Raw genomic sequence first — 20708 nt, forward strand, 5'->3', positions numbered from 1 at the left:
CCTCGCGGGTGCCCGGCCTGCCGGCGTTCGCCGGGAATCACTTCGAATAGACGATTTCCTTGGTGCCGCCTTCACAGGAGCCGACGACTTGCTTGCCGCCCGCGCTGCCCTTGTCGACGACCTCCAGGTTGAACGAGGCGACGCCTTTGGCCTTGATCTTCGCCTCGATCTCCGATTTCAGCTCTTCGCACGGCTTGCCGGCAGCCATCGCATGGCCCGCCAGGGCGAAGATCCCCACAGCCAACAGGAACTTCTTCATCGGTAACGCTCCCTCGTCGTTCACAGGAAAAGGCCCGAACGGGCCGGAAAACCGGGATACCCCGGTGCGCACATCCACGCGCCGCACCAGCATGGCAGCGGCGCGTGACAAAAAAGACCTAGCTGTTGGCAATCCTGAAACCGACCTTGATCGTCACCTGGTAGTGACCGACCGCGCCGTTCTCGATATGCCCGCGGGTATCCACCACCTCGAACCACTCCAGGAAGTCGATGCTCTTGGCCGCCTCCGCCAGGGCATTGTTGATCGCGTCCTCGATGCTGGTGCGCGAGGAGCCGACCAGCTCGATCTTCTTGTAGGTGTGGTGATTGGACATGACGCCTCTCCTCATTCGCCGAGCAACGCAGGCAGATTGCCAGCGCACTTAAAGGACAGTAGTAGAGGGGTGGACCCAGGGCAAACGGTCCGGTTCAGTCTTTATGCGACGCCCTTCAACTCCACCTGGAGCCAACGCGCCAGGCGCTCGGCACGCGGATCGGCGCGCCGCTCGGGCACCCACAGCGCCAGCCGCGCGGTGGTTTCGACGAAGCCCCAGGGCGCGGCAAGGCGGCCGGCGGCAAGATCGTCGGCCACCAGTTGCTGTGGCGCGATGGCCACGCCCAGCCCGGCCACCGCGGCTTCCAGCAGGTAGTAGAGGTGCTCGAAAGCCTGCCCCAGCTTTAGCCGCGCCGGCTCCAGGCCGTGGCGCGCGGCCCACTCCGGCCAGGCCTGCGGGCGCGAGACGGTGTGCAGCAGAGACTCGCCCAGCAACGCCTCGGCAGGTGCCGCACGAAGTTGTTCGAAGCGAGCCGAACGCGGGCTGAGCACCGGGCCGATGCGTTCCACCGCCAGTTCCAGCACGCGCATGTCTGCCGGCCACGGCGGCGCGGCGAAGCACAGGGTGGCGTCGAGGCCGCCACGGCGCGGATCGAGGTCGCCATCGCTGGCCGATAGTTGTAGGCGCAGGTCCGGCAGGTCACGGTTCAGGCGATCCAGGCGCGGGATGAACCAGCGGGCGAGCAAACTGCCGGGGCAGCCAAGAACGAACGGCGCGTCACCGCCAGCCTGACGGCGCAACTCGGCGCAAACGCTGCGCAGGCGCTCGAACGAATCGCTGGCCACTTCGCTCAGGCGCACGCCGGCATCGGTGAGTTTTACGCCGCGCCCCTCCTTGACGAACAGGGCGACGCCCAGTTCTTCCTCCAGCAGGCGGATCTGCCGGCTGATCGCCCCATGGGTGACACTCAGCTCATCCGCCGCTGCGCTCACGCCGCGCAGGCGGGCAGCGGCTTCGAAGGCGCGCAGCGCATTGAGGGGCGGAAGGTCGCGGCTCATGGCATTCAACCTGTGAGTTTTTCTGACATGTCATGGCGATCTTATCGCTTTTCCCCGTCACCACACAGCCGTATCCTGAGCACCATTCGTAGGAGCCGCGCCGCCATGGTCCGCCCCTACAAGATCAGAGCCCCTCTCCCTAACCCTCTCCCGCAAGCGGGAGAGGGGACCGTTCGGTGCAGGATGAAACCTTGGTATCAGCCGGCACATACGGCTCCCTCTCCCTTCAGGGAGAGGGCTGGGGAGAGGGGAAGCCCAGACACAATGTCTCGGAAAGAGGCAGGTTCCAACCAGGAGTGATCCCATGTCCACACTGCGCACCGGTCCAGACGCCAAGGGCCTGTTCGGCAGCTTCGGCGGCCAGTACGTCGCCGAGACCCTGATGCCGCTGATCCACGACCTGGCCCGCGAGTACGAGAAGGCCAAGGACGATCCGGAATTCCTCAAGGAACTGGCCTACTTCCAGCGCGACTACGTCGGCCGCCCGAGCCCGCTGTACTTCGCCGAGCGCCTGACCGAGCACTGTGGCGGCGCGAAGATCTACCTCAAGCGCGAAGAGCTGAACCACACCGGCGCGCACAAGATCAACAACTGCATCGGCCAGATCCTGCTGGCCAAGCGCATGGGCAAGCAGCGCATCATCGCCGAGACCGGCGCCGGCATGCACGGCGTGGCCACCGCCACCGTAGCCGCGCGCTTCGGCCTGCAATGCGTGATCTACATGGGCACCACCGACATCGATCGCCAGCAGGCCAACGTGTTCCGCATGAAGCTGCTGGGCGCCGAGGTGATCCCGGTCACCGCCGGCACCGGCACCCTGAAGGATGCGATGAACGAAGCGCTGCGCGACTGGGTGACCAACGTCGACAGCACCTTCTACCTGATCGGCACCGTGGCTGGCCCGCACCCGTACCCGGCGATGGTCCGCGACTTCCAGGCGGTAATCGGCAAGGAAACCCGCGAGCAACTGGCCGAGAAGGAAGGGCGCCTGCCCGATTCGCTGGTCGCCTGCATCGGCGGCGGCTCCAACGCCATGGGCCTGTTCCACCCGTTCCTCGATGACACCAGCGTCAAGATCATCGGCGTGGAAGCAGCCGGCCACGGCATCGAGACCGGCAAGCACGCGGCCAGCCTGAACGGCGGCGTACCGGGCGTGCTGCACGGCAACCGGACCTTCCTGCTGCAGGACGAGGACGGCCAGATCATCGACGCGCATTCCATTTCCGCCGGCCTGGACTACCCCGGCATCGGCCCGGAACACGCGTGGCTGCATGACATCGGCCGCGTCGAGTACACCTCGATCACCGATCACGAAGCCCTCGACGCGTTCCACCAGTGCTGCCGCCTGGAAGGCATCATCCCGGCGCTGGAGTCCTCCCACGCCCTGGCCGAAGTCTTCAAGCGCGCGCCGAACCTGCCCAAGGACCACATCATGGTGGTGAACCTGTCCGGTCGTGGCGACAAGGACATGCAGACCGTCATGCACCACATGCAACAGGAGCCGCAAGCATGAGCCGCCTGCAGACCCGCTTCGCCGAACTGAAACAGCAGAACCGCGCTGCCCTGGTGACCTTCATCACCGCCGGCGACCCGGGCTACTCGACCTCGCTGGACATCCTCAAGGGCCTGCCCGAAGCCGGTGCCGACGTGATCGAACTGGGCATGCCGTTCACCGATCCGATGGCCGATGGCCCGGCGATCCAGCTGGCGAACATCCGCGCCCTGGGCAACGGCCAGAACCTGGCCAAGACCCTGAAGATGGTCCGCGAATTCCGCGCCGGCAACGACACCACCCCGCTGGTGCTGATGGGTTACTTCAACCCGATCCACTACTACGGCGTGGACAAGTTCATCGCCGACGCGAAGGAAGCCGGCGTCGACGGCCTGATCGTCGTGGACCTGCCGCCGGAGCACAACGAAGACCTCTGCCACCCGGCCCAGGCCGCGGGCATCGACTTCATCCGCCTGACCACTCCGACCACCGACGACAAGCGCCTGCCCACCGTGCTCGAGGGCAGCTCCGGCTTCGTCTATTACGTCTCGGTGGCCGGCGTGACCGGCGCCGGTGCGGCGACCCTGGAACACGTCGAGGAAGCCGTGGCGCGCCTGCGCCGCCACACCGACCTGCCGGTCTCCATCGGCTTCGGCATCCGCACCGCCGAACACGCGGCGAGCATCGCCCGCCTGGCCGATGGCGTGGTGGTAGGTTCGGCGCTGATCGACAAGATCGCCGAGGCCACCAGCTCCGCCGATGCGGTGCAGGGCGTACTCGGCCTGTGCCGTCAGCTGGCCGAAGGTGTGCGCAACGCTCGCTGAAGATTGCTCTTTTGTAGGAGTGAGCTTGCTCGCGAACAGTTATTGCCGGCAGCTCCGATGCTGGGAAGGTTCGCGAGCAAGCTCGCTCCTACAGGAAGCATGAAAAAGCCCGGCGAATGCCGGGCTTTTTTGTTTCAGGCGCGGCTTACTCCACGCTTTCTTCCTGCGGCTCTTCCTCGGCGCCGGCAGCCGCGCCACCGCCCAGGCCAAGACCCTGCGCGGAGCCCATGGCGAAGGCCATGAATTCCGGCACGCTCATGTCCTTGCCGTTGAACTTCACCTGGTCGTTGGCGTAGGCCAGCGAGCTGGACAGGGCGTTGCCATCGAGCACGGCCCACTGCGAGTTCAGGGCCATGCCGCTGAACAGGTCGGTCATGGCGTCGGATTGCTGCTTGAGCGCCACCGGGTCGACGCTGCCGGCAGCCTCGCCACCGAGCGAGCCCTGCAGCGCGACGATGTCGCCGATCACCGCCTTGTCCACCTTCAGGTCAGCCTTGAGCGCGGCGAGGATGCTGCGGGCCATCTCGTCCGGCGTAGCGGCCGCAGCGTTGGGCTTGCGCAGGTCGACCGACAGCGAAGCCTTAGCTACGCCGTGGCTGGTCTGCAGGGACAGCTCGTCCAGCGACAGCACCGGCGAGCCTTCCAGCAGGGCCAGGCCCAGCCGCTTGAGTTCCTCTTCCTGCGCCGGAGTCAGCTCGGTGCTTTCCAGGCTGTCCAGGGCCATCTTGTTGTAGGACTCCTTGAAGGTCTTGAGCACGCCCTCGTCAAGGTTGCGCAGGCTCAGGTCCAGCTTCACGCCGCCGATTTCCTGGCCCTGCACCACAACCTTGCCGACGCGGTAGGAAACGCTCTGGTCGAGGCCCTTGCCGCCCTGCTTGAGGGTCTCTTCGACCACGGCGTCGCGCAACTCGACTTCCGGCGCGCCCGGCGACTTGATGTTCAGGCTCTTGATGGTGGCAGAGCTGGGGCCGAGGGCAAAGCCGTTGGCGTTTTCCTTCTTGTCACCCTGCATGCCCAGGTCGCGCAGCTGTACGCGCGCCGGCTGGCCAGTGTTCTCGTCGGTGAAGTCCAGGTCGACCTCGGCGAGGTTGCCCACGGCGCTGACGTCCTTCTTGTCGCCGGAGACGTTGAAGGTGATCTTGGCCGGGGACAGGCGCAGCTTGTCGCTGTCCTTGGCGAATTCCAGGGCTGCGGTCTCGACGGCGCCTTCCTGCTTCTGGTCGTAATGGATGGTCAGCTCGCCGAACAGCGGAGCCTTGCCGCCAGCGGCGGTGAACAGGGGAGCGGTGAGTTCGTTCTGCTCCAGGGCGAAATGGCTCTGCGCCATGACCGGCGCGAGCTTGCCCGCCGCCAGGCGCGAGGCCGGGAAGGGGCCGTGTTCGAGGCGATCGGTGAACACCAGGATCTGCGGCTCTTCGCCTTCCTTGCCGGTGAAGGAGAGGTTGTAGCGCGCGGTGCTGGAGAACAGCCCGCGCTGGATGTCCACCAGGGTCAGGTGTGCGCCCAGGCCGGGAGCTTCCTGCTGGAACAGTTCGTTGGCTTCGGTGATGCCGCGGTTCACTTCCTGCTCGACACGGCTGCCGGTGTACCAGGCGCCGGCAACGGCAGCGCCGACGATGGCAACGGGGATGGCGATGGCCAGGGCGGTCTTCTTCATGCTGATTCCTTTCAAGTGCGGCCGTACGGGGGACGTCCTGTCGACCGTGATTGTGGGGGTGGCGGCGGGATGCTAGCAGGCGCACTGCCATCACTCCAGCGCCGTTGGCGACCGACTTCACAGCGCCAGCATTGACCCGCAGGGGACGGCTGTCAGGATAGAGCGCTCAGACCGTCCGGGAAGCCCACGCCATGACCCTGCTGCACAGCCTCCACCACGTCGCCCTGATCTGCTCGGACTACCCGCGCTCCAAGCACTTCTACACCCAGGTGCTGGGGCTGAAGGTGGCCGCCGAAACCTACCGCACGGCGCGTGACTCCTGGAAGCTCGACCTGGAGCTGGGCGATGCGCGGCTGGAGCTGTTCTCCTTCCCCGGGGCACCAGCGCGACCGTCCTACCCCGAGGCGCAGGGACTGCGCCACCTGGCGTTCGCCGTGGATGACCTGGAGAGCGCCGTGGCCCACCTGCAGAGCCACGGCGTGGCCTGCGAGCCGATCCGCGAGGACGAGCTGACCGGCAAGCGCTTCACCTTCTTCGCCGATCCGGATGACTTGCCGTTGGAGCTTTACGAGCGCTGATTGCCTCCGGCCAACGCCTTTGTAGGATGGCGTGGAGCGTAGCGATACCCATCAATTCGGTTCGCCTACAGCATGGGTATCGCTACGCTCCACCCATCCTACGAAAGTGCCCCTGAATCGGCTCAGGCCGGCACGGCCTCGCTGTCCAACGCCCCGCGCAGGCTCGCCAGGTCACGCAGCGGCGGCGCGCCGAACAGGCGGCTGTATTCGCGGCTGAACTGCGACGGGCTCTCGTAGCCGACGCGATGCCCGGCCACTGCCACTTCCAGCCCCTCGGAGAGCAGCAGCCGCCGCGCTTCCTGCAGGCGCAGCTGCTTCTGGTACTGCAGCGGGCTCAGCGCAGTCACTTCCTTGAAGCGGTGGTGCAGGGTGGACACGCTGAGGTTCACCTCGCGGGCCAGGTCCTCGATGCGCAGGGACTTGTCGTAGTTGCGGTTGAGCCACTCGATGGCGCGGGTGACGCGGTGGGTCTGGCTGTCGGTCATCGCCAGGTCGTGCAGCAGGTGGCCCTGCGGGCCGCGCAGCAGGCGGTAGAGGATTTCGCGGACGAACAGCGGCGCGAGCATCTCGATGTCGCGCGGGGTATCCAGCAAGCGCATCAGGCGCAGCAGCGCGTCGAGCACGGTGCAGTCCAGGCGTTGCAGATAGATGCCCCGGCTGGCCGGGCGCGGCGCACTGCCGGCAAGGCCGGCCTCGGCGATCAGCCGGGTCAGCTCGCCGGGGTCGATGTCCAGGCGGATCGACAGGTAGGGCTTCTCCGGCGAGGCCTCGATCACCTGGCCGGATACCGGCAGCGTCACCGACACCACCAGCAGGTTGAGTTCGTCGTAGCGATACACCTCGCTGCCCAGGCGCACTTCCTTGCAGCCCTGGGCGATCACGCACAGGGCGGGGCGATAGAGGGTCGGCATGCGGCCCTCGTGGGGGCAGTCGCTGCGACCGACCAGCAGGGAATCGATGGCGGTCTCGAAGACGCCTTCACCCTGGCAATGGCGCTGGATGATGTCGGCCAGCTCCTGGCGGCCGGCGGCAATGGGATCGTAGGCGGGAACGGACTGGGACATGCACAGGACCTCCAGTGGCGGCGCTCGAAGCTTACGCTTGCGACGCGTGCGCGAGTGTGACAGTAAGGCAGCCGCTGGAGGATCAGGCAAGCAATCGGCAGGAATGGACAAGCCGCAGCGCCATTCACGCACGCACCGCGGCGGTGCATGGCCTGGAAACGGCCTGTTACAGAGGTTGGCGAACCTGCCGCAGGATCAGGCAAGAAGCCGACAGCATCCGGATAACGCCCGAGGCTGGCGGGGCCGTACTCTTACTGTCAGTCGTCCGAGGAGCCACCTCGGACTTCTTCCTGTAACGCGGAGGACAGGACATGCACTGGCAAACCCCCATCGAACACGAATTGCAGATCCACCCCCGGGCGGGGCACGAGGCGGAACTCGGCGCCCTGATCGACAACCTGGTCGACGGCGCCCGCCGCGCACCGGGGTGCCTGCGCTGCCAGTTGGTCGCCCGTGAGAGCGGCGAGCCGTGGCTGCTGCAAGGCAGCTGGAAAAACGAAGACGCCCTGCTGGACTACTTCGCCACACCCTCATTGCAGCTGCTCGGCGAGGTGCTCTTGTGCCACTGCCGAAGTCTCAGCGGCGGCATAGTGGAAACCCTCGATCAGGCCACCGGAAAGGTGGCCTGAGTCTTTTTAGGTAGAGAGCTTTCAGGTTGAGAGCTTTCAGGCCCTTCAGTACTCCAGGCTCCACCCCAGGGTGAACGTGCGGCCACGGCCCTGGTAGTCATAGAGATAGGCCGGCCCGTAGGTCGGCGAATAGAACAGCGCGGCGCGCTGGCCCCAGACGGTGCTGTACTGCTTGTCCAGCAGGTTCTGGATACCGGCGCTGAAGGTGCCGAAGCCGGTCTTCTGCTCGCCCATCAGGTCGAAGGTGGTGTAGCCGTCGATCTCGTGGTCCGCATCGTCCTTCAGGTTGAACGCGTGCTGGGCCTGCAGGCGGGCACTGCGCTCACCATCGCCCCAGCCGACGAACGCGGTGGACTTGGACAGCGACGCGTAGCGCGCATCGCGCTTGATCCAGTCGCCATCGGCATCCTCTTCTTCCGAACGCACCAGGTGCAACGTGGTACCACCCTGCCAGCCGTTGTCGAAGTAACGGGTGACCGCGCCCTCGAAGCCGAAGTCGCGGCTCTTCTGGTCTTCCACGTCGATGGTCAGGGTCGCCGCGTCGGTGGTGATGATCTTGTCCGACCAGATGTAGTAGACCGCCGCCTGGGCCTGCCACTGCATGTCGCTGTAGCGCCAGCCGGTCTCGACCTGGCGGCTCTTGATGCCAGCCAGTGGGTTGTCGTCCACCGACAGGCCAGCCTTGCCGTAGTACTTGGCCGGGTCGGGCAGGTCGAAGCCTTCGCTGTAGTTGGTCCAGACCTGATGGCCGTTCTTGAAGTCGTAGATCGCCCCGAGGTTGAACAGGTTGACCTGATAGTCGTTGCTGCCGCCGGGCACGCCTTTGAAGTCGTCCACCTCGACGTCCATCTTCTGGTGGCGCGCGCCGCCGGAGAGGGTCAGGTTGTCGGTGGCCTTCCAGTCCAGCTGGCCGTAGAAGGACAGGCCATCGACGATGTAGCTCGGGTAGCGCGGCGCGCTGCTGGCGGTTTCCAGGTCCAGGCCGCCGCTCTCGGAGGACAGGCGCTGGTCGAAGACCTTCTGCTCGGCGTTGAAGCGCTCGTGGTCGAGGTCCACGCCGTAGGTGAATTTCAACGCATCCCACTGCTTGCTGAACAGGCCCTTCAGGCCGCTGACCTCGAAGTTCTGCTGCGAGCCGGCGAAGTACACGCCCTTGGAGCCGGTCGGCTTGCCGGTGTTGTAGTAGGGGAACGGATAGAAGTTGTCGTCTTCCTTGCGGTAGTACGCCTGCAGGTAGAAGTCCTGCTCCAGCAGGTTGCTGTGGTGGTAGTTGGCGTTGAGCAGCACGCGGCGCGAGCGCGGCTCCAGGTCGGTGTCCAGGCCGCTGCGGATTTCCGCATCTTCCAGGTTCGACGGGCCCTGGTACTTCAGGTTGGGAAAGTAGATGCCGGTGCTGCCGTCGTTGCCCGAATCGTAGTACTGCGCCAGCAGGTCGAGGCTCTGCTCGTCGGTGAACTGCGCGGTGAGGTTGCCCATCACGTCGACGGTGCGGTTGTACTGCAGGTCGGTCTGGGTGTTGTCGATGAAGATCTGGTTGCCGCCGCCGTCGTAGAAGGCCTCGTTCTTCTCCGCTGAAATCCCCAGGCGGCCGGCCACGCGGTCATTGCCGCCGCTGACGGACTGCGCGGCGCGAGTGGACAGGTCATCGCTGTTGTTGAAGCCGCTGGTGGCGCCCAGTTGCGTCTCGAAGCGCGCATCACCGGCCGCGCCCTTCTTGGTGATGATGTTGATGATGCCGCCGGTGGCGCCGCCGCCGTAGATCGCGCTGGCGCCGGAGAGCACCTCGATGCGCTCGACGTTGAACGGCGAGATGCTGTCGAACTGGCGCGACAGGCCGCGCGAGCTGTTCTGGCTGACGCCGTCGATCATCACCAGCACGTTGCGCCCGCGCATGTTCTGGCCGTAGTTGGTGCGGCCCTCGGGCGCCAGGTCAAGACCGGGAACCAGCTTTCCCACAGCCTCCTTCAGGCTGACGCCGGTATCGAGCTGTTCACGCAGCTGGGTCTGGTCGACCACCCAGACGGTGCCGGGGATCGAGCTGATATCGGTGGGCGTGCGCGCCGCCACGCTGATCTGCATCGGCGCCAGGCTCAGGGCGGCGGAATCGCCCTTCTCGCGCTTGAGCAGCACAGTGCGCTCGTCGGTGAAGCGCCAGCTGACGCCGCTGCCGGAAAGCAGTTGGTTGAGCGCTTCCTCGGTGGTGTAGGTACCGTCCAGCCCTTCGCTCTGCAGGCCCTGGATGTCCTCGGAGTTGAACAGCAGGTGCAGCCCGGCCTGGTCGGCGAACTGGGTCAGCGCACTGTCCAGGCTGCGCGGGGCGATATGCAGCTCGACGGCGGCAGCGTTCGCGGCATGGACGACGGGCGCGGCGGCGCCAAGCAGGGAAGCGAGCAGGATCGCGCGGTGCAGCGGGGAAGGACGGTAATGCATGCGGGTGAAATCCGTTCTTGTGTGGGCAGGGTCGCGTATTGAGAATTTTTCGCGTTCCTGCCTACGACGAAACGGTCATGCAAACCTTGCAGTGCTGAATGAAAAATATTTTCATTTTCTTGTTTGGGCAACCACAGCGAGACCTTCCTGTAGGAGCGAGCTTGCTCGCGAACGAATTTCCCGGCAGCTCCGAGATTGGGCGGTTCGCGAGCAAGAACTAGGCGTCCCCCACGCTCCTACAAAAAACGGTCAGGCTTTGGGCGCCGGGCGGATCAGCACCAGCCAGGGCAGATGCGTGACCGTCACCGGCTGCAACCGCTCCAGCGTCTTGAGCAAGGCACCGGGGTCCTGCAGGTCGAACACGCCGCTAACCTTGTGCTGACGCAGCGCGCTGTCGGTCAGCACGATGCGGCCGGGCACGTAGCGCTCCAGCTCGTCGAGCACCTCGCCCAGCGGGCGCTGGTTGAAGATCAGCTTGCCGCGCTGCCAGGCGCTGGCGCTGGACAGGTCCAGCGGCTGCGCCGGCTCGGGCGCGGTGCGCTCGCGGTAGCTCAGGCGCTCGCCGGCGGACAGCCGCACCGGCGCGCTGCCGGCGCTGTTCACCTGCACCACGCCTTCGGTCACGTCGACGCGCACCTGCGGCCCGCGGCTGTCCACGTCGAAGCGCGTACCCACGGCGCGCACCTCGCCGCCCCTGGCCTCGACGATGAAGGGCCGCGCGGCATCCTTCGCCACCTCGAACAAGGCTTCGCCGGTGTGCAGGCGCAGGCGCCGCTGCTGCGGGCTGAAGTCGACGGACAAGGCGCTGTCGCTGTTCAGCCACACGCGGCTGCCATCGGCCAGCTGCAGCATCCGCCGCTCACCCGTGCGGGTCGCGTAGTCGGAATACAGCCCGGCCAGCGGCTCGGGCAGTGCGATGGTGACGGCGATTGCCGCGACACAGGCGGCAGCGGCCAGCGCCAGCCAGCGACGCGGGCGCCGGGCGCGGCGGCGGTAATCCTCGGCGTGGCGGGTTTCCGGCAAGGCCCCCCACAGCGCCTCGGCCTCGCGGGCGGCACGCTCGTGCTCCGGGCTCTGCCCGCGCCAGCGCAGGAACTCCATGCGTTCTCCAGCACCGGCACTGCCCGAATGCAGCTGCACCAGGCGCTCGATGGCTTCATCGCCCAGCGGGTTCTGTTCGACGCGGCTCATGGCGCGTCTCCCTGGCGCTGCGCCCAGTCGCGGCAATGGCGCATCGCCTGGACGATGTACTTGCCCACCATGCTCTCGGAAACGCCCAGGCGCTGGGCGATCTGCGCGTGGGTGAGGCCGTCGAGGCGGTTCATCAGCAACGCCTGGCGGGCATTGGCGGGCAGTTGGTCGAGGGCGGCATCTAGGTGCTCCAGCGCCTCATGGGCGAGCAGGCGGTGCTCCAGCCCGGACGCGGGATCGCTGAGGTCATCCGCGGCGGCTTCATCGACATGCAGCTCGGCCAGCCGGCCCTCGCGGCGCAGGTTGTCGATGGCGATGTTGCCGGCGACGCGGAACAGGTAGGCGCGCGGGTCCTGCACCTCGGCTTCGGCAGGGTGGTCGGCCAGGCGCAACCAGGTGTCCTGGGCCACGTCTGCCGCGCGCTGGTTATCGCCCAACCGCCGCGCAAGGAAGCGCATCAGGTCCGCGTAATGCGCCTGGAAGCTCTGCAGCAGGGAGGAGGAGGCGAAGCGCCGCATGATGGCCGAAATACCCCGAAAAACCGGCCAACGTCTGTCAGACCGATGCGAAGGGACGGCAGCATACACCGAATCGAGAATTATTATCGAATGCAAAAACGTGTCAGCTCGTGAACTGCGAGAGGTCCAGCGGGCGCACTTCGCCCATCCACAGGCCGTGGTCGCGATGGTCGCGCAGGTCATCGCCGGTGTTGGGATGGATGAAGATCACCAGTCCATCGCGATTCAGCGCCAGCCACGGCACCAGGGTGGCGAAGGTGGCGTTGTCGAAGGCCAGCTGGCAGCTCCAGTCCGGATGCGGCCCCACCGGGCGCTCGTGCACCCGGCCCATCTTCGCGCCAAAGCGGCGCGCCGCCTCTTCGCACAGGGCGCGGGCGCGCGCGAGGCTGCTCGCGTCGAAATAGACGTGGGCGTGGAAATCCTTGATCGGGGTGTCGTTCATCGGTCCTGCTCCAGTTCCGCCTGCAGCCAGTCGACGAAGCGCTGCACCAGGCGCATGCGCCGTTTGCGTTCGGGCAGCACGGCGTAATAGCCGAATCGCGATTGCAGCGACCCGGCGATGGGCCGGCACAGTAACCCCTGTTCCAGCAGTTCGTCGACCAGGTGCCGCCAGCCGATGGCCACGCCCTGCCCGGCGATGGCCGCCTGGATCAGCAGGGTGTAGTTGTCGAAGCGCAACCCGGCCGGGCCCGGCGCCGAGTCGATGGCCAGTTCGCGATAGACGCCAGTCCAGTCGAACCACCGACTGGAGGCTTCGGGTTTCAGGTGCAGCGTCGGCAAGGCCGTGAGCGCCTGGGGCGACAGCGGCAGCTCGCGGCCTGCCACCAGGCGCGGGCTGCACACCGGGAACACTTCCTCGCTGAACAGCCGCAGCGCTTCGCCATGCTTGAAGCGCCCGTCACCGAAGGCAATGGCGACATCGATATCGCTGCGCAGGGAAATCGGGCTGCGATCACTGCTGATCAGGCCGACATCCAGCTCCGGGTGTGCCTGGCGGAAGCGCGGCAGGCGCGGCATCAGCCAGTAGGCGGCGAAGGCGAAGTCCGTGGCGACCTGCAGCACTTCGTGGGGATGCTTCGCAGTGACCGCCGCAATACCGGCGTCGATGCTTTCCAGGCCGGCCTGAACATGCTGTTGCAGGACCTGCCCGCTTTCGGTGAGCGCGATGCCGCGGTGGATGCGGTCGAACAGGCGCACTGCCAGCTGCTTCTCCAGGCGCTTGATCTGCTGGCTGACCGCCGGCTGGGTGGTGCCCAACTCGCCGGCGGCGGCGGTGAAGCTCAGCAGGCGGGCCGCGGACTCGAACACACGCAGCAGCTCAAGGGGCACGCTCATGCCCGGATCTCACATAAGCACGCGTTATCCGAAGCATGTCGCACCATGCGGTTTACCCCCGGTCCAGCTGGAAACAGACTCGATGCAGCTCTGCAAAAGCACAGCATCCCATAACAGCGCCAACAGGATAAGCCCACCGCCATGAAGCGCCAGCGCCCGAACATCCTCTTCATCATGGCCGACCAGATGGCCGCGCCGCTCCTGCCCTTCTACGACGCCCAGTCGCCGATCAAGCTACCCAACCTCTCGCGCCTCGCCGGCGAAGGCGTGGTGTTCGACTCGGCCTACTGCAACAGCCCGCTCTGCGCGCCGTCGCGCTTCACCCTGGTCAGCGGCCAGCTGCCGACGAAGATCGGTGCCTGGGACAACGCCGCCGACTTCGCTGCCGACATCCCCACCTACGCGCACTACCTGCGCCGCCTGGGCTACCGCACCGCGCTGTCGGGCAAGATGCACTTCTGCGGCCCGGATCAGCTGCACGGCTACGAAGAGCGCCTGACCAGCGACATCTACCCGGCCGACTACGGCTGGGCGGTGAACTGGGACGAGCCGGACGTGCGCCCAAGCTGGTACCACAACATGTCCTCGGTGCTGCAGGCCGGCCCGTGCGTGCGCACCAACCAGCTCGACTTCGACGAAGAGGTGGTGTTCAAGGCGCGCCAGTACCTCTACGACCACGTGCGCGAACACCCCGAGCAGCCGTTCTGCCTGACCGTGTCCATGACCCATCCGCACGACCCCTACACCATCCCGCGCGAGTATTGGGACCTGTACCGCGACGAGGACATCCCGCTGCCTGCCGTGCAGATCGCCCAGGGCGAGCAGGACCCGCACTCCCGGCGGCTGCTGAAGGTGATCGACCTGTGGGGCCAGGAAATGCCCGAAGAGAAAGTCCGCGCCGCGCGCCGTGCCTACTTCGGCGCGTGCAGCTATGTCGACGCTCAGATCGGCGCACTGTTGCGAACCCTGGAGGATTGCGGCCTGGGCGATGACACCCTGATCGTCTTCTCCGGCGACCACGGCGACATGCTTGGCGAGCGCGGCCTCTGGTACAAGATGCACTGGTTCGAGATGGCCGCCCGCGTACCGCTGCTGGTGCACGCGCCCAGGCGCTTCGCCCCGCGCCGGGTCAGCCAGTCGGTGTCCACCGTCGACCTGCTGCCAACCCTCGTCGAACTGGCCGGCGGACAGGTCGAACCCGGCATCAACCTTGATGGCCGCTCGCTGCTGCCGCACTTGCAGGGCACCGGCGGCCACGACGAAGTGATTGGCGAATACACCGCCGAAGGCACCGTCAGCCCGCTGATGATGATCCGCCGCGGCGACTTCAAGTTCGTCTATTCCGAGCAGGACCCGTGCCTGCTGTTCGACCTGAAGAACGACCCGCGCGAGCTGGAAAACCTCGTCGATTCGCCCGCCCACGCCAACCTGGTGCGTGACCTGCTGGGTGAAGCCCGCGCGCGCTGGGATGTCCCGGCCATCACCCGGCAAGTGCTGGCCAGCCAGCGTCGCCGCCGCCTGGTGGCCGAGGCGCTGACCCACGGCACGCTGAGGAGCTGGGACCACCAGCCCATGGTCGACGCCAGCCAGCAGTACATGCGCAACCACATCGACCTCGACGATCTGGAGCGCCGCGCCCGCTATCCGCAACCGTGACAACAAGCACAACAAGCCGAAGGGGAAGGGAGCATGAAGAACACCGTACGAAGAGCATCGACGCTGTTGCTGGCCGGCGCACTCGCGCTGGGCGGCCCGCTGGCCCGGGCCGAAGATGAAGCCTGCAGTACGGTGAAGCTGGCCGATCCGGGCTGGACCGACATCGCCGTCACCAACGGCATCGCCGCCTTTCTGCTCGAAGGTCTGGGCTACAAGGTGAAGATCGACACCCTCTCGGTGCCCATCACCTACGGCGGCCTGCGCGACGGCCAGGTGGACGCCTTCCTCGGCAACTGGATGCCGGCGCAGCAGGGCTTCTACGACCAGTTCATCGCCAGCAAACAGGTCACCCAGCTGGCGAAAAACCTGCAGGGCACCGAGTTCACCCTCGCCGTGCCGACCTATGTGTGGGACGCCGGGGTGAAGACCTTCGCCGATCTGGACCAGCATGCCGACCAGTTCAACAGGAAGGTCTACGGCATCGGCTCCGGCGCGCCGGCCAACCAGTCGATCCGGAAGATGATCAGCGGTAACGAATTCGGCCTGGGCGAGTGGAAGCTGGTGGAGTCCAGCGAGCAGGCGATGCTCGCCGAGGTGGGCCGCGCGGTGAAGCGCGAGCGCTGGATCGTCTTCCTCGGTTGGACGCCGCACCCGATGAACGTGAAGGTCGACATGAAGTACCTCAGCGGCGGCGAGAAGTACTTCGGCAGCACCGGCAACGTGTTCACCGTGACGCGCAACGGCTACGCCGAGCAGTGCCCGAACAGCGGCAAGCTGCTGGCGAACCTGTCCTTCGACCTGAAGATGGAGAACGCCATCATGGCCCAGGTGCTGGAGAAGAATATGAAGAACCCCGACGCGGTGAAGGCCTGGATCAAGGCCAATCCGCAGAGCCTCGACACCTGGCTTGAAGGCGTGGAGACCCGCGACGGCGGTGACGCGCTGGCCGCCGTGAAGGCCAAGCTGTAGGCCTTCGATGGAACGTCTGATCCGCCTGCTGCCCTTCATTGCCTGGCTGCCGCAGGTCACGGGGCGCGATGTGCGCCGTGACCTGGGCGTCGGCCTTTCCGGTGCAGTGCTCGCCCTGCCGCAGTCCATGGCCTATGCGCTGATCGCCGGGCTGCCGGCGGAGTACGGCTTGTACGCAGCGATGCTGCCGGTGCTGATCGCCTGCCTGTGGGGCTCGTCGAAGCACATGGTCGGCGGGCCGACGGCGGCAATTTCGGTGGTGCTGTTCACCGCCATCGCCCCGCTGGCGCCGCCGGGCAGCGCGCAGTTCATCCAGTACGCGCTACTGCTGACCTTCCTCGCCGGGCTGTTCCAATGGCTGCTGGGCATGCTGCGATTCGGCGTGCTGGTGAACTTCGTTTCGCACTCGGTGCTGCTGGGCTTTACCTGCGGCGCCGCGCTGGTGATCGTCATTGGCCAGTTGCCCTATCTGCTCGGGATCACCACGAGCGGGCAGGGCACGGCGCTGACCAGTGCTGCCGCGCTGTGGTTGAAGCTGCCGCAGTTCCACGGGCCTTCGTTGCTGGTCGGCCTGTTCAGCCTCGCACTGAGCCTGCTGATGAAGTGCCTGTGGCGGCGCGGACCGGCGCTGCTGGTCGGCCTGATCGGCGCCAGCACGCTGGTCTGGGCGATGCCGGCGACCTTTGCCGGCGTCGCCAGGGTGGCCGCCTTCCGCAGCGCACTGCCGCCACTCAGCCCGTTGCCGTTCGATCTGTCGGCGATCGCCCAGTTGCTCCCCGCCGCCGTGGCCTGTGGCATGCTCGGGCTGGTCACCAGCCTGTCCATAGCCCGCGCGCTGGCCGCGCGCTCGCACCAGGCGCTGGATGCCAACCAGGAAGTGCGCGCCCAGGGGCTCTCCAACCTGATCGGCCCGTGGCTGTCGGGCACGCTGTCCGCTGGTTCCTTCACCCGCTCCGGGCTGAACCAGGATGCCGGCGCACGCACGCCACTGGCCGGGGTCTTCTCGGCACTGTGGGTGGCGCTGCTGGCCGTGGCAGGTGCCGGATTGATCACCCATATCCCGCTGCCGGCGATGGCGGCCGGCATCCTGCTGATCTGCTGGAACCTGGTTGATCGCCCGGCGCTGCGCGCCCTGTGGAAAGGCAGCCGCGCCGAATCCCTGGTGATGCTGCTGACCCTCGCCGCGACCCTGCTGCTGCCGCTGCAGAACGCCATCTACGCCGGCGTGCTCGCCTCGCTGTTCTTCTACCTCAAGCGCACCTCGCAGCCACGTGTACAGCAGTGGGAGGGCGAGAATGAAGAGGTGCTGCGCATCGAGGGCTCGATCTTCTTTGGCGCCTGCGACTACCTGCAGAAACTGATGCAACACAGCCGCGGCGAACGCCTGGTACTGGACGCCCACCACGTCAACTTCATCGATTTCGCCGGTGCGCAGATGCTCCAGCAGGAAGCCCGCCGACTGGCCAGCGAGGGCCGCAGCCTGGTGCTGCGCAATGCGCGGCCGCGGGTGCGCGCGGAGTTGGAGAAGCAGATGGGGAAGGGCGGGGTGTTGCTGGTCGAGGAATAGCGCCGGGCTTCATCTGTGGGAGCGAGCTTGCTCGCGAATAGATTCTCCAGGCGACTTCGCTGCTGGGCGTTGGTTCGCGAGCAAGCTCGCTCCTACAAGTGGTCACACGCCCTGCCGAGCGCTCAGCCCTTGAGCTGCCGGCGCAATTCTTCCAGCACCGGCGCCGAGTCCGGCCGCACACCGCGCCACAGCAGGAAGGCCTCCGCCGCCTGCTCCACCAGCATGCCCAGCCCGTCGATGCAGCGCGCGGCGCCGTGCTCGGCGGCCCAGCGGTTGAACGCGGTGACGTCCTTGCCGTACATCATGTCGTAGCAGACGGTATGGCCCGACTTGAGCAGCGCCGGGTCGATGGGCGGCAGCTCGCCGGCCAGGGAAGCCGAGGTGCCGTTGACGATCAGGTCGAAGGGCTCGTCGCGCAGATCGAATCCGCCGCCGCACACATTACCCAGGTCCTTGAACTCCTCGGCCAGTTGCTCGGCCTTGGACGCGGTGCGGTTGGCGATGACGATGCAAGCCGGCTGCTCAGCAAGGAAGGGTTCGAGAATGCCGCGTACCGCGCCACCGGCGCCCAGCACCAGGATGCGCGCGCCGCGCAGTACGACGCCGTGATTCACCGTCAGGTCGCGGGTCAGCCCGGCGCCGTCGGTGTTGTCGCCCAGCAGTCTGCCGCCTTCCAGCTTCTTCAGGGTATTCACCGCACCGGCCCGGCGCGCGCGCTCGCTCAGCTCTGTGGCCAGGCGGTAGGCGTCTTCCTTGAACGGCACGGTAACGTTGCCGCCCAGGCCCTCAACGAAGAACTCGCGGGCGTTCCCGGCGAAGTCATTCAGCGGCGCCAAGTGCGCGTCATAGCTCAGCACCTGGCCGGTCTGCTCGGCGAACAGACGGTGAATCTGCGGCGACTTGCTGTGGCCGATGGGGTTGCCGAAGACGCAGTAGCGGTCCATTCAGAATCCTGAAGCGTGAAGTACAAGAAGGCGCAGAGATTGCGACTTTTCGGTTTGGGTGCCAAGCCATGTTCGCGAGCAAGCTCGCTCCTACAAAGAGCGGTCCGGCTCGCGGGCTTTTCGTAGGAGCGAGCTTGCTCGCGAACTGCCCGAAAGACGAAGGATCAGGCCTGCGCCAACCAGTCCCGATCCGTGAGGAAGTACTCGGTCAGGCGCGCTTCCTCGCTGCCCGGCTCCGGCTTCCAGTCATAGCCCCAACGCACCTGCGGAGGCAGGGACATGAGGATCGACTCGGTACGCCCGCCCGACTGCAGGCCGAACAGGGTGCCGCGGTCGTAGACCAGGTTGAATTCGACGTAGCGGCCGCGGCGGAAGGCCTGGAACTCGCGCTGCTGCTCGGTGTACGGGGTGTTCTTGCGCTTGCGCACGATGGGCAGGTAGGCGGAGAGGTAGGCATCGCCGATGGCCCGCAGGAAGGCGAAGCTGGTGTCGAAGTCCCACTGGTTCAGGTCGTCGAAGAACAGGCCACCCACACCGCGCGGCTCGTTGCGGTGCTTGATGTGGAAGTAGCGGTCGCACCATTCCTTGTAGCGCGGGTAGACATCCTCGCCGAAGGGCGCGCAGGCGTCGCGGGCGACCTGGTGCCAGAGTACGCAGTCTTCTTCGTGGGCGTAGTAGGGCGTCAGGTCGAAACCGCCACCGAACCACCACACGGCCTCTTCCCCTTCCTTCTCGGCGATGAAGAAGCGCACGTTGGCGTGGGAGGTTGGCACGTGCGGGTTGGTCGGGTGGATCACCAGCGACACGCCCAGCGCCTGGAAGCCGCGGCCGGCCAGCTCAGGCCGGTGTGCGCTGGCGGACGGCGGCAAACCGCTGCCGAATACATGGGAGAAATTCACCCCGCCTTTCTCGATCAGGGCACCGTCGCCGATCACCCGCGTACGACCGCCGCCGCCGGCCGGACGCTGCCAGGCGTCTTCGACGAAGCGTGCGCTGCCGTCCTCGGCTTCGAGTGCGGCGCAGATGCGGTCTTGCAGGTCGAGCAGGTAGGCCTTCACGGCCTCGATGCGGTCGGTCACGAGAATCACCTTGGAGCGGGAAAGCCACGCGTGGCGCGGGCCGGAGCGGGATTTAAGAGCGAAAACGGGCGCAAGCATACCATCGCCGCCGGCAAAGCTGGTCTTGACGGCCGTCAAGCTGGCGGCTTGGATGAAAGTCTTTTCCCCGGCGAGGCAGAGCCTCGCGCCATCAGGAGAGCGACATGGCCAAGCGTGTTCAATTCGCCAAGACCGGCGGCCCGGAAGTCCTCGAAATCGTCGACTACACCCCCGCCGAGCCCGGCCCCAACGAGGTGCGGGTGCGCAACCGCGCCATCGGCCTGAATTTCATCGACACCTACTACCGCAGCGGCCTGTATCCCGCGCCGGCGATGCCGTCCGGGGTTGGCACCGAAGGCGCCGGCGAGGTGGAGGCGGTGGGCAGCGCAGTGACCAACGTGAAGGTCGGCGACCGCGTCGGCTACGCCACCGGCCCGCTGGGCGCCTACAGCGAGCAGCACACGCTGCCGGCCGCCAGCGTGGTGAAGCTGCCCGATGCGATCACCTTCGAGCAGGCCGCCGCCGTCATGCTCAAGGGCCTGACCGTGCAGTACCTGCTGCGCCAGACCTACAACGTGCAGCCGGGCCAGACCATCCTCTGGCACGCGGCCGCCGGCGGCGTCGGGCTGATCGCCTGCCAGTGGGCCAAGGCCATCGGCGCACACCTGATCGGCACCGTCAGCTCGGCGGCCAAGGCGGACCTGGCGAAATCCCACGGCGCCTGGGAAACCATCGACTACAGCCACGAGAACGTGGTTGAGCGCGTGCTGGCGCTGACCGACGGGAAGAAGTGCCCGGTGGTCTATGACTCGGTGGGCAAGGACACCTGGCTGACCTCACTGGACTGCACCGCACCGCGCGGCCTGGTAGTGAGCTTCGGCAACGCCTCCGGCCCGGTGGACGGGGTGAACCTGGGCATCCTTTCGCAGAAGGGCTCGCTCTACGTCACCCGCCCGACGCTGTTCGGCTACGCCAGCACGCCGGAACGCCTGCAAGCCATGGCGGACGACCTGTTCGGCATGATCACCAGCGGCAAGGTGAAGGTGGAGATCAACCAGCGCTTCAGTCTGGCCGAGGCGGCCAAGGCGCAGACGGAACTGGCCGCGCGGCGTACCACCGGCTCGACCATTCTGCTGCCCTGACCTGAACAGCGTTCGCGAGCAAGG

Annotated in this window: 20 protein-coding genes; 8 read left to right on the plus strand and 12 right to left on the minus strand. The window is 66.5% G+C overall.

What is annotated here, in order from left to right; translation table 11 throughout:
* Positions 1-37 precede the first annotated feature (37 nt).
* From A6723_RS29930 to A6723_RS29940, 3 genes are all read right to left on the minus strand, one after another.
* Positions 38-259, minus strand: coding sequence for a DUF1161 domain-containing protein (locus A6723_RS29930; protein WP_024763675.1), 222 nt, complete (start codon positions 257-259; stop codon positions 38-40).
* A 118-nt stretch (positions 260-377) separates the two neighbouring features.
* On the minus strand, positions 378-593 hold the full coding sequence (locus A6723_RS29935) for a dodecin (RefSeq protein WP_017518905.1): 216 nt from the start codon (positions 591-593) through the stop codon (positions 378-380).
* Between the two features lie 101 nt (positions 594-694).
* Positions 695-1591: a LysR family transcriptional regulator gene (locus A6723_RS29940; RefSeq protein WP_054907541.1), complete on the minus strand. Its 897-nt coding sequence runs from the start codon at positions 1589-1591 to the stop codon at positions 695-697.
* Between the two features lie 304 nt (positions 1592-1895).
* Here A6723_RS29940 and trpB point away from each other — a divergent pair, with 304 nt between their 5' ends.
* Both trpB and trpA read left to right on the plus strand, forming a co-directional pair.
* Positions 1896-3104 carry a tryptophan synthase subunit beta gene (gene trpB / locus A6723_RS29945; protein WP_054907542.1) on the plus strand — a complete coding sequence of 403 codons (1209 nt, stop codon included), beginning with the start codon at positions 1896-1898 and terminating at the stop codon, positions 3102-3104.
* Positions 3101-3907, plus strand: a complete 807-nt coding sequence (gene trpA, locus A6723_RS29950) for a tryptophan synthase subunit alpha (RefSeq protein WP_054907543.1) — start codon at positions 3101-3103, stop codon at positions 3905-3907. Before trpB ends, trpA begins: the two co-directional genes overlap by 4 nt.
* 145 nt (positions 3908-4052) lie before the next feature.
* On the opposite strand, the gene A6723_RS29955 is transcribed toward trpA, so the two are convergent.
* Positions 4053-5564, minus strand: a complete 1512-nt coding sequence (locus A6723_RS29955) for a YdgA family protein (protein ID WP_054907544.1) — start codon at positions 5562-5564, stop codon at positions 4053-4055.
* A 191-nt stretch (positions 5565-5755) separates the two neighbouring features.
* Between A6723_RS29955 and A6723_RS29960 the strand changes: the two genes are divergently transcribed.
* Positions 5756-6142, plus strand: coding sequence for a VOC family protein (locus tag A6723_RS29960; RefSeq protein WP_054907545.1), 387 nt, complete (start codon positions 5756-5758; stop codon positions 6140-6142).
* A 122-nt stretch (positions 6143-6264) separates the two neighbouring features.
* Here the strand turns inward: A6723_RS29960 and A6723_RS29965 are convergent, their stop codons facing one another.
* Positions 6265-7206, minus strand: a complete 942-nt coding sequence (locus tag A6723_RS29965) for an AraC family transcriptional regulator (protein ID WP_024763669.1) — start codon at positions 7204-7206, stop codon at positions 6265-6267.
* A gap of 311 nt (positions 7207-7517) precedes the next feature.
* Here A6723_RS29965 and A6723_RS29970 point away from each other — a divergent pair, with 311 nt between their 5' ends.
* Positions 7518-7835 (plus strand): putative quinol monooxygenase, encoded by a 318-nt coding sequence (locus A6723_RS29970; protein WP_054907546.1) that lies wholly within the window; start codon positions 7518-7520, stop codon positions 7833-7835.
* 45 nt (positions 7836-7880) lie between these two features.
* On the opposite strand, the gene A6723_RS29975 is transcribed toward A6723_RS29970, so the two are convergent.
* The 5 genes from A6723_RS29975 to A6723_RS29995 all read right to left on the minus strand — a co-directional run bounded on the left by A6723_RS29975 (position 7881) and on the right by A6723_RS29995 (position 13309).
* On the minus strand, positions 7881-10265 hold the full coding sequence (locus A6723_RS29975; RefSeq protein WP_054907547.1) for a TonB-dependent receptor: 2385 nt from the start codon (positions 10263-10265) through the stop codon (positions 7881-7883).
* Positions 10266-10514: 249 nt separating this feature from the next.
* The gene (locus tag A6723_RS29980; protein ID WP_054907548.1) at positions 10515-11456 is read right to left on the minus strand and encodes a FecR family protein; all 942 of its coding nucleotides are present in this window, start codon (positions 11454-11456) and stop codon (positions 10515-10517) included.
* Positions 11453-11974, minus strand: a complete 522-nt coding sequence (locus A6723_RS29985; protein ID WP_054907549.1) for a sigma-70 family RNA polymerase sigma factor — start codon at positions 11972-11974, stop codon at positions 11453-11455. Before A6723_RS29985 ends, A6723_RS29980 begins: the two co-directional genes overlap by 4 nt.
* A gap of 103 nt (positions 11975-12077) precedes the next feature.
* Positions 12078-12416 (minus strand): DOPA 4,5-dioxygenase family protein, encoded by a 339-nt coding sequence (locus A6723_RS29990; RefSeq protein ID WP_054907550.1) that lies wholly within the window; start codon positions 12414-12416, stop codon positions 12078-12080.
* Entirely contained in the window at positions 12413-13309 is an 897-nt protein-coding gene (locus tag A6723_RS29995; protein WP_054907551.1) for a LysR family transcriptional regulator, read from the minus strand. The genes A6723_RS29990 and A6723_RS29995 overlap by 4 nt, the downstream gene beginning before the upstream one ends.
* A gap of 141 nt (positions 13310-13450) precedes the next feature.
* Here A6723_RS29995 and betC point away from each other — a divergent pair, with 141 nt between their 5' ends.
* Genes betC through A6723_RS30010 form a run of 3 tightly spaced genes read left to right on the plus strand, consistent with a single transcriptional unit; the run spans position 13451 to position 17501 of the window.
* Positions 13451-14965, plus strand: coding sequence for a choline-sulfatase (gene betC, locus A6723_RS30000; protein WP_054907552.1), 1515 nt, complete (start codon positions 13451-13453; stop codon positions 14963-14965).
* 33 nt (positions 14966-14998) lie between these two features.
* Complete coding sequence (locus tag A6723_RS30005; protein ID WP_054907553.1) at positions 14999-15934, plus strand: choline ABC transporter substrate-binding protein; 936 nt, start codon at positions 14999-15001, stop codon at positions 15932-15934.
* A 7-nt stretch (positions 15935-15941) separates the two neighbouring features.
* A complete protein-coding gene (locus tag A6723_RS30010) occupies positions 15942-17501 on the plus strand; it encodes a SulP family inorganic anion transporter (protein ID WP_054907554.1) in 1560 nt (519 codons plus the stop codon).
* Positions 17502-17623: 122 nt separating this feature from the next.
* On the opposite strand, the gene aroE is transcribed toward A6723_RS30010, so the two are convergent.
* Both aroE and hemF read right to left on the minus strand, forming a co-directional pair.
* On the minus strand, positions 17624-18445 hold the full coding sequence (gene aroE / locus A6723_RS30015; RefSeq protein ID WP_054907555.1) for a shikimate dehydrogenase: 822 nt from the start codon (positions 18443-18445) through the stop codon (positions 17624-17626).
* Positions 18446-18609: 164 nt separating this feature from the next.
* The gene (hemF, locus tag A6723_RS30020) at positions 18610-19524 is read right to left on the minus strand and encodes an oxygen-dependent coproporphyrinogen oxidase (RefSeq protein WP_024763659.1); all 915 of its coding nucleotides are present in this window, start codon (positions 19522-19524) and stop codon (positions 18610-18612) included.
* Between the two features lie 182 nt (positions 19525-19706).
* Between hemF and A6723_RS30025 the strand changes: the two genes are divergently transcribed.
* Positions 19707-20684, plus strand: a complete 978-nt coding sequence (locus tag A6723_RS30025) for an NADPH:quinone reductase (protein ID WP_054907556.1) — start codon at positions 19707-19709, stop codon at positions 20682-20684.
* The last annotated feature ends 24 nt before the right edge of the window (positions 20685-20708 follow it).

The organism is Pseudomonas sp. AU11447 (assembly GCF_001672555.2).
Taxonomy (GTDB): Bacteria; Pseudomonadota; Gammaproteobacteria; order Pseudomonadales; family Pseudomonadaceae; genus Pseudomonas; species Pseudomonas nitroreducens.